A 9,334-nucleotide genomic window follows, 5' to 3' on the forward strand; every position below is an offset into this window, starting at 1 on the left:
TTGCCACAGAGCTATTACAAAAAGGTTTGGAACAAGCAACAACTCGAAGCCAACCCGGACCAAACCGCCGAAGACATCAAACCGATGGAAACCGCGGACCTGGTCGCTCTCAAAGAGCAAACGGAAACCGAAATCCAACAAGCCGTCACGGCATTGCTGCCAGATGTCGCAGCAGGTGAAGACCGATTCCCGCTGGTGCAAGTCTGGGACTACATCGATCTGCCCGAACCCGACATGGAATCGCCTGCCACCACCGCGATCGCTCTGTCGTGGTTGTCGGATTCATGGCAAACGTTGGCCATGCTGGGACTGGCCGCCGCTGCACTCTTGATTGCTCGCAGCAGCGTCAAATCGCTCAGCGGCAATGCAGACCCGACCGATTTCAAAGAAGGGTTCGGATTGGAACTTCCGTCTCCGCCAATTGCGGTTGAAGAGCAAACCGAAAAAGTGGAGGCGATGGAAATTACCGGCGGTTCCCTCAAAGACGAATTGGTCGCCTTGGTGGAGGACAACCCCGAGGTTGCCGCCAACGTGATTCGTAGCTGGGTCGGCGAAGCCGCCTGATCAAACTGCTTTCACATCCAAACCAGGTCACTCAGCACACTTCACTTCAGCTCTTCAGTTCCCGCAACTGGCACAACCGCAGTTTGCTACTGGACCAGGAGCATGACCGCCGGTCCTACAGTTGCCCGTTTGGCAACCTCCGTGTTGACTTCCCACGCAATCACAATTTTCCAACACGTGAGGGCTCTTGTTGCGGCAACGATTGCGAGTCTCCTCTGCATACCCAGCCCAAATGCCTGAGTACGAAGGTCGGCTGCGGAAGTATTCCAACATCGTGCTGGGCGGTGGCAACGCGGGTGCACGGTGAGGACGACATTCGCTCAAGCCAACTGGGCGACAAGTCTGACAACCTTCGACGATTTCGCCGCAGGTATTGCAGCCCTTGCTACCCAGACCTTTGAGCTTGCTTCCCAAACCACATGATTGGCAAGACTGGCAACCAGGTTCAACCAACTCACCGCACGAGTCGCACCCGGCTCCGAATCGTTTGGGCCATCGAATCTTTGGACCGCAAGTCTTGCAGGACGGGTTCTTGCATGGCCCGGCGGAATCGCACCCACCGCAATCCACCGTTCCCGGCGTCACCACGTAGGGGTTCACCGTTGCAACGGGTTGGTGCGGGTAATTCGCCACCGGACCGGGCGTCGGCTGAACCTGCATCGCGGGCTGGGCCGCATGACTCAGGACCAACGACTCATCGGCGCCTTGTTCCGCAGAAGCGTCCTGCGTCCAAGTTCCCAACAGGGAGTCCAAATCCGCATAGACATTCGTGGCAACCAACGAAATGGTCATCACAGAAAAGAAAGTGAAGAGCGAACGCGACATGGAAAATCCCTTGGAACTGGAAACCAATCAAACCGGCTGGCTTCGGTGTGATCGGCTATTCCCCCGGTATCACGTCGAACGTTTTTTTAGATCTCGCGCAGTCCTCACATTCGTTTCAGACTGATTAGGATCTGTACGTCCAAGAACGGGCAGCAAATTTCGCTTGTTTTGCTCGTTGACGGCCCGCTCCGGTTTCGCAAAGCTTGGTAACATCCGTCCATGGTCTCCTCTTCAATCTATCTTAAAAAACCGAATGACCGCACTGGATAAACAACGCCGCAAGAAACTCCAAGCTGTCGTTGACAAGGACTACGCCTACCGCTCGTACTACGACGACGACATCGAAGTCAAAAGCACCGGACGTTGCGGCTTTGGCGTGTACGCGGCCCGGCAGTTTCAACCTGGTGAGTTGGTGTTCGAAGTCACCGGCCAATTGATCAATAAAAAACACTACGAAGGTAGTGAATACGTGATGGACCTGGACGAAGACTGGTACCTCGAACCCAGCACACCGGGCGCCTTCATGAATCACTCCTGCAGCCCTAACTGTGAATTGGTTCAGTTGACCGATTTCTCTTTGGGCGTCGTCGCGATCTGCAACATCGAGGCCGAAACCGAAATCACCTTCGACTATGCCTGGGAAGCCTTTGATTGGAATCCCAAGTGCCAGTGCGGTGCTCGCAATTGTCGCGGCTGGGTTGTCTCGGAAGCCGAAGTCAAAAAGATGAAGCGTCTGGCCAAAGGACGGAAGAAAAAACCTCGTTGATCCATTGCATGGCGAAACGCTGAACCCAAGTCACGTTGTCCCGCAAAGAGAATTGCACTGATGGCGACTGGATTCACGGGGCAAAGGGGTTAACCTGGGAATCAGCTTCTTCTGCTTTGCCGCCTTTGACTCTCCCGCCGTGTCGCTGATCTACCTCGATTTCAATCGCACCACACCGATGGCCCCTTCGGTGATCGAGGCAATGCAGCCGTACTGGTCGACGCACTTCATGCTTCCGACCCAATCGCACGTCCACGCTTCTGCGGTTAGCGAAGCGATGGAAGGTGCCCGCGAGTCGGTTGCCTTTCTGATCGGCTGTGAACCCTTCGAACTGGTCTACACCAATGGCGTAACCGAAGCCCACAACCTGGAACTCCAAGGCGCGGCAGAATTCGACCGCACACCCGATCCGCTGGACGGGCCTCCTCATGTGCTCATCGGCAACGTCGAACACGATGCCGTCATGCAAGCTGGCCTGCAACTCGGGCGGCTTGGATGGGACGTCGAATTGGTTCCCTGTGATGAACAAGGGATCGTCAGTGCCGATGAATTTGAAAAACGATTTCGTGAATCGACCCAAATGGTCTGCCTGCAATTGGCCAACCATGTGCTCGGCACCATTCAACCGATTCGCGAATTGGCGGACCGCTGCCACAACCAAGGCATTCGCGTCCACTGCGATGCAACCACCGCTGCCGGAAAGATTCCCGTCGATGTGACGCAACTCCGCGTCGACTCGTTGGCACTCAGTGCTCACAAAATGTACGGCCCCAAAGGTGTCGGAGCCCTGTTTGTCCGCCGCGGTCTCGAACTGAAACCCATTTTGTTCGGCGAGAGTCGTGAAATGGGGCTGCGAGCGGGCAGTGAGAATATCCCCGGAATCGTTGGATTTGGATCCGCCGCATCAATGGCAAGCCGCTGCGTTGACGAAGCCTACTCCACGCTCGCGGAACTGCGCCAGCGTCTGATCGATGGTCTGCGCAGCAACTTGGGCGACCGAATCCAAAGTCTCGCCGAGCATGTCGAAGGACTGCCCAACACCATCACTGTCCAGATGCCAGCGGAAGCCAAACGCATTCAAAAGGCGGCCCGGCATTTGGTCGCGGGCTTGGCTCAGTCAGAATCGCCGCCTGACGAGATGACTCGCGTTCTTCGCGCCATTGGACGCACCGAAAAAGAAGTCGGTCGCGCCATTCGCGTGTCGGTGGGATGGACCACCAGCCGCGAACAAATCGACCGGGCCGTCAACCTCTTGGCGGAAGCCGCTGACTACTCCTCGACGTGATGATATACGGACGACGGTTCGACTCAATATGCGATGGCAAACAAAAAACGGCTCGCATCCAAAACTGAATGCGAGCCGTTTGTGATTTCAAAATCCACGGGACGGTGAATCACCGTCCCGTGAAAGAAGGATTAGCGATCACTGACCACAGTTGGTGCAACCAGCACCGGTTTGCATCACGGGAGCAGCAGGAGCTGCTTCGTAGCTAACAGGTGCAGCAGCAGCCGATCCGCAAGAGGTGCAACCAGCACCAGCGGAAACGCCAGCACCGTAAGCAGCCGACGAGCTGTAGACAGGAACTTGAACCGTCGTTGGAACTTGCTTGCAAACTTGAACTTGCACTTCCTTCATTGTTTGCACAGGAACGCAAACGCTGTAGGTTTCTGGCACTTCTTCGGTGACGGTGTCATAGACAGTCACGTTGTAAGTGCGAGTGCGAGTTTCAGGAACGTTCACGGTGTAAGCAACTTCGCGGGTGCGTTGTTGCGTTTCCATGCGGGTCTTGTTGACCGTCCGAGTACGCTCTTCGCTGGTCATGGTCGTTTGAGGAACCATGCGGGTGCGAGTTTCCATGCGAGTCTTAGTCACAGGAACCGTACGAGTACGAGTTTCCAAACGAGTCTTCGTCACTGGAATCGACTTGGTGCGAGTTTCAGTGCGGTACTTCGTGACGGTGTAGTCGCGAGTACGTTCTTCTTGACGGCATTTCTGAACCGTGATCGTACGGGTACGTTCTTCGGTCGTCATCGTGGTGTAAGGAACCGTACGAGTACGGGTTTCAGTACGACACTTGGTGACAGGAACGGTACGAGTGCGAGTTTCGGTCTTCATGGTCGTCACAGGAACTTCGCGGGTGCGAGTTTCCAAGCGAGTCTTTTGAACAGGCACTTCGCGAGTTTTCGTTTCGGTGCGGTACTTGGTGACGGTGTAGTCACGAGTACGTTGTTCTTGACGGCACTTTTGAACCTGAACGGTACGAGTGCGAGTCTCGGTTTGGTACTTGGTCACGTTGACCATACGCTCACGAGTTTCGGTGCGGCACTTGGTGACAGGAACCGTACGAGTTTGCGTTTGCGTGGTGTACGAGGTCGTCGTGTAGGTGTAAGGAACCTGTTGTGTTTGACGCTGGTACGAGGTGGTTGGAACTTCTTCCGTCACCAAGTTAGGAACGTAAACGCGACGATACGAAACAGTTGGTCCGCAAGCCGAACCAGCCGAAGCCGAACCGCCACCGACAACTCCACTGCATCCGCCGCCACAAGCCGACGAACCACATCCGCCACCGCAACTGCTGGTGCAAGGCGAGCTCGAAGCACAGCCACTTGCACATCCGCCACCACAATCCGACGAGCCACAACCTGAACCGGCTGCGTAGATGCCTGCACCGCTACCGTAAGCTGCTGCACCGCCGGAAACGACGGCTTGGCATTGGTAGCTGCCCATGTCTTTCGTAACGGTACGCATGGTGGTCACGGGGACGCACTTGGTAACGGTACGATAAGCAGTCTTGGTTTCTTGAACAGGAACGCGAACGGTGTAGGTTTGTTCAACGTTTTCGGTGTAAGGGACGTTGACCGTGTAAGTCTGAGCAACTTGCTCCGTCACAGGAACACTGACCGTGTAAGGCTGTTCAACGGTTTCGGTGTAAGGAACGTTGACCGTGTAGGTCTGCGTTTTGGTTTCGGTGTAAGGGACCTGAACCGTGTAGGTCTGGGTGACCGTGTCGGTGTAAGGAACGCAAACTTGGTAAGTCTGGGTTTGCGTGCTCGTGACAGGAACTTGAACCGTGTAGCTTTGTTCCACTTCTTCGGTGTAAGGAACCGACACTTGGTAGGTTTCTTCACGCGTTTGCTGAACAGGAACTTGAACCGTGTAGGTTTGCTCTTGTTGCTCAGTGTAGGGAACGTTGACCGTGTAGGTCTGCGTCTTGGTTTCGGTGTAAGGAACTTGAACCGTGTAAGTTTGCTCGAGTTGCTCGGTGTACGGCACGCAAACTTGGTACGACTGTTCCACGTTTTCCGTGTAGGGAACCGACACTTGGTAAGACTGTTCGACTTCCGTCGTCACAGGAACCTGAACCGTGTAGGTTTCTTCTTCGGTGTAAGGAACTGCGACTTGAACGTCGTAGGTTTCCGTACGAGTTTGAGTTTGCGGCACGTTGACCGTGTACTCTTGTTCGCGAGTTTCAACGCGAGCGACTTGCTTGGTCACGCTACGCATGCGAGTTTGCGTTTGACGCTGATACGTGGTGGTTGGAACCATCCGAGTCTCAGTCACGTACTGAGAACGCATTACCGTTTGCGTTTGATAGGAAACGGTTGGGCCGCAAGCACCCGCACCAACACTGCTAGCACCGGCATAGCCGCCGCCCATGACTGTGGCACCACCGCCATCGGAGACGCAACCGCCACCGCTAGCACATCCACCACAATCTCCGCATCCTGCGTAGACATTCACAGCGAACAACATCGCCGCTGTCAGTCCAAGAAACATCCGTAATACGTTCGATCTCATCAAAAACCTCCAAAACGCTCACAGCCAGTGAGGCAACAGAAGAAACACGGGTAAGCTTTAACGGCTGCGTACTCTGGGCGAACAACGCCCGTTACCCCAAAATGTAGGTACCAGGTAAGCAGTGTCAACAATGCGGGCAATCAATCAGACCGATTAAAGCTTAGTTTTTGTTCAGTCGTCCCGGAAACACAGACGTTCCGGAATCGATGCAGTGAGAGTAAGCGTGAAACTGACATCAAACGCGCACTGCGTTAGGAAATTTCACGAAACTCTCTCAATCCGATCATTCCATCTCGCCGATTGTCTCGCACGCGAGGAATTCGCATTCGCACCCGCCGATTGATTCCTGCGTAGAATACGGGTGGGAAATGAAACCCAGAGGAATTCTTCAAAAATTCCGGGGATGTGGTTCCCAAACCGGGCGTGAAAGACGACGTTACTGAAACACTGTTCGCACGACCCGGCTAACGGTCAAGATTGAAACCGGGGGGAGGTAAGATCATGCCAAAGGTCATCTGTGTCGGCGCCTCAAGTTCGCCTCCGGATCGATCCTCGCTGCCAGAAGCGTTGTTGTCTCAAGGCACTTCCGCTGAAGGTGCGCTCGAACCATCCATTGAATGGGTGTTTTGCGAATCCATTGTGGATGCGTTTCCACTGCTCGAAGAAGAAGATGTCGCTGGGATCTGGATGGATCGAACCAGCCTACCGCAGACATCCGAAATTCGTGGCATGATGCAAAGCGGCCTGATGCTCCGCGACATGCCCGAAGGTGTCGCGCTGCTGGACGCTGACCTGCATGTGATCTGGGCCAACCACCGTCTGCTGCAGTGGGCAGGCCGACCGGCTGGCACACCGCTGGGGATGACGTTCTACGAACTGTTGCACAACCCTGAGATCATGGGCCCTGATTTCTGTCCCTTCCACACCGCCCTGGCAACCGGCGACGAGAGCAGTTCGACCCTCCACAGCGTCGACAACCAGTACTTCCAAGTTCACGCCGCCCCCGTCCGATCCGCCGAATCGCCTCGCAATCTGATCGTCACCGTCGGCGAGATCACCGACGAGATTCTTCAACAACAAAAACTGGCGGCAATCCACCAAGCCGGGCGAGAGCTCGCAGACCTGCGGCCCAATGAAATTTTCATGATGGAGGTCGATGACCGTATCGATCTCTTGAAGGACAACATTCAGCACTACCTGCGCGATCTTTTGAACTTCGAAGTCATCGAAATTCGCGTGCTCGAACAAACCACCGGCGACCTGATTCCGCTGCTCAGCGTCGGTATCGACGAAGAGGCCTCCGACCGTCGCCTGTCTGCTCATCCGCGTGAAAACGGGATCACCGGGTACGTGGCTGCCAGCGGTGTCAGTTACGTTTGCCACGATGTCCAAAACGACCCGCTGTTCATCCCGGGTGTCGCAGACGCCCGAAGTTCATTGACTGTGCCGCTGGTCCTTCACGACCAAGTCCTGGGCACGATCAACGTTGAAAGCCCCGACGTGGCAGCTTTCAGCGACAGTGATTTGCAGTTCTTGGAAATCTTTGCTCGCGACATCGCGTTTGCCCTGAACACGCTGGAATTGCTGGTCGCACAAAAGGCCAACACGGCCCAGCAAAGCTGCGACGCGATTCACAGCGCCGTTGCTCTGCCCGTTGACGCGATCCTCAACGATGCCGTCCACGTCATGGAAGGCTATATCGGGCACAGCCCCGAGGTGATGGACCGGTTGCGGCGAATCCTGCAAAACTCACGCGACATCAAACGAACGATTCAGCAAATCGGTCAAAAGATGACGCCACTCGAAGCCGTCCCTGCGGACGAAAAACTTGACCAAAACGCGATCCTTCGCGGCCGCCGAATCCTGGTCGTTGACGACGACGAACAGGTCCGAGAAGACGCCCACCAGTTGCTCGAACGATACGGCTGCGTCGTTGAAACCGCCCATGAGGGCGATGAAGCGGTTCTGATGGTTCGCCGAAGCGCCGGCGATGACAGTTACGACGCGATCATCAGCGACATCAAACTGCCCGATTACAGCGGGTACCAATTGATGCTGCGACTCGAAAAGGTCATGGCGCACGTGCCGATGATTTTGATGACGGGATTCGGCTACGACCCGGGCCACTCGATCGTGAAGGCCAAGCAAAATGGGCTGCACCCCAAGGCGGTTCTCTTCAAACCGTTCCGCTTGGATCAACTGATCGATGTGCTGAAAACGGTGATCGAAGCCAACCCCAACGTCCAAGATCCCCCCGGCCAAACGCCGGACGGCACTCCTTCCAGCGACGAGGACCCCGACGCCGCACGGACCGCATCCGGCGGAACGAAGAACTCCATTTGCTGAGTTCGTTTGCGAACCAAGTGCCCGCCTCGCTCAGGATCGCTGGCTCCAAACGCGACATCACTTCCATCAAAAAACAAACGGCTTGGTGCAATCACCAAGCCGTTTGTCGTTTCAACATTTATGTGATCGAGCGTGCTCTTTCAAAGCCCGCCCGTCATCGGATCAGGCGGGAAGTGGAGCAGCTTCGGCCAATTCAGCCAACTTTTCCGCTCCCACGCGATCGCAGAACGTACCAAGCGATTCGCCTTCTTCGCGGTTGGCTTTGAACGCGGCGAAGATTCCCGTCAGCTCCGCGGTCACGTCTTCGTCCTTGACCTGATCCTTGTAGATGTAAGCCAAGCGATTGCCCAACCATCCACCACCAGCGAACAGCGTGTATTTCCCAACAGCACGCCCCACCAACGCCAGGTCCGCGTTGTAAGGACGAGCACAACCATTCGGGCAACCAGTCATCCGAATCGTGAACCGCTCATTGCTGAGGCCCAGCTTGGCCAAAGGCTCTTCGATCGAGTCGATGATGCTTGGCAAACGACGCTCGGACTCCGTGATGGCCAAACCACAGGTCGGCAACGCGACGCAGGCGATCGACCAGCGACGCACTGTGCTGGTTTCTTCCGTGGTGCGAAGACCGTGTGACTTCAGGATCTCGATCAGTTCTTCCTTCTCGGAAGGATCGATGTCGCAGAAGATCATGCTCTGGTGGCTGGTCAACCGAATTTCGCGATTGAATCGAGCGCAGACCGCTCGAATCGCAGCTTTCAATTGCCGCTCTTCATTGTCGTACAAGCGACCGTTTTCGATGTTCAGCCCGTAAGACAACTTACCGTCGCCCTGTTCTTGCCATCCCATGTGGTCGTCGAACTCGTGCACGTCGTCTTCGGTGCAATCCGCCAGAGGACCACCGAACACCTTCTCAACTTCGGCACGGAATTTCTCAATGCCCCAATCGGCGATCAGGTACTTCAGGCGAGCGACTTTTCGGTCGCTGCGGTTGCCGTTGTCACGCTGCACGATGACCACGGCTTTGGCCACCT

5 protein-coding genes and 2 pseudogenes are annotated in these 9,334 nt (G+C 55.6%); 4 read left to right on the top strand and 3 right to left on the bottom strand.

Going from position 1 to position 9,334, the window contains the following annotated elements; translation table 11 throughout:
- Positions 1 to 564 (top strand): annotated as a pseudogene (locus ACF8AM_RS02870) (beta-cystathionase); the annotation flags it as partial.
- A gap of 54 nt (positions 565 to 618) precedes the next feature.
- Here the strand turns inward: ACF8AM_RS02870 and ACF8AM_RS02875 are convergent.
- Positions 619 to 1,389, bottom strand: coding sequence for a hypothetical protein (locus ACF8AM_RS02875; RefSeq protein WP_392554188.1), 771 nt, complete (start codon positions 1,387 to 1,389; stop codon positions 619 to 621).
- 253 nt (positions 1,390 to 1,642) lie between these two features.
- Between ACF8AM_RS02875 and ACF8AM_RS02880 the strand changes: the two genes are divergently transcribed.
- Together ACF8AM_RS02880 and ACF8AM_RS02885 are read left to right on the top strand one after the other, a co-directional pair.
- On the top strand, positions 1,643 to 2,155 hold the full coding sequence (locus tag ACF8AM_RS02880; RefSeq protein WP_392554189.1) for an SET domain-containing protein: 513 nt from the start codon (positions 1,643 to 1,645) through the stop codon (positions 2,153 to 2,155).
- A 139-nt stretch (positions 2,156 to 2,294) separates the two neighbouring features.
- A complete protein-coding gene (locus tag ACF8AM_RS02885; protein ID WP_392554190.1) occupies positions 2,295 to 3,440 on the top strand; it encodes a cysteine desulfurase family protein in 1,146 nt (381 codons plus the stop codon).
- Between the two features lie 138 nt (positions 3,441 to 3,578).
- On the opposite strand, the gene ACF8AM_RS02890 is transcribed toward ACF8AM_RS02885, so the two are convergent.
- Positions 3,579 to 5,933, bottom strand: coding sequence for a hypothetical protein (locus ACF8AM_RS02890; RefSeq protein ID WP_392554192.1), 2,355 nt, complete (start codon positions 5,931 to 5,933; stop codon positions 3,579 to 3,581).
- 522 nt (positions 5,934 to 6,455) lie between these two features.
- Between ACF8AM_RS02890 and ACF8AM_RS02895 the strand changes: the two genes are divergently transcribed.
- Positions 6,456 to 8,300, top strand: coding sequence for a response regulator (locus tag ACF8AM_RS02895; protein ID WP_392554191.1), 1,845 nt, complete (start codon positions 6,456 to 6,458; stop codon positions 8,298 to 8,300).
- 162 nt (positions 8,301 to 8,462) lie between these two features.
- Here ACF8AM_RS02895 and ACF8AM_RS02900 read toward each other — a convergent pair.
- Positions 8,463 to 9,334, bottom strand: a pseudogene (locus ACF8AM_RS02900) (NADPH-dependent assimilatory sulfite reductase hemoprotein subunit); the annotation flags it as partial.

Origin of the sequence: Rhodopirellula sp. JB055 (genome assembly GCF_043100905.1) — a bacterium.
In the GTDB taxonomy this organism is placed as follows: Bacteria; Planctomycetota; Planctomycetia; order Pirellulales; family Pirellulaceae; genus Rhodopirellula.

Coding starts and splice junctions, on each gene's coding strand:
- ACF8AM_RS02895 (WP_392554191.1), top strand. CDS start 6,456: ATGCCAAAGGTCATCTGTGTCGGCGCCTCAAGTTCGCCTCCGGATCGA.
- ACF8AM_RS02875 (WP_392554188.1), bottom strand. CDS start 1,389: ATGTCGCGTTCGCTCTTCACTTTCTTTTCTGTGATGACCATTTCGTTG.
- ACF8AM_RS02880 (WP_392554189.1), top strand. CDS start 1,643: ATGACCGCACTGGATAAACAACGCCGCAAGAAACTCCAAGCTGTCGTT.
- ACF8AM_RS02890 (WP_392554192.1), bottom strand. CDS start 5,933: ATGTTTCTTGGACTGACAGCGGCGATGTTGTTCGCTGTGAATGTCTAC.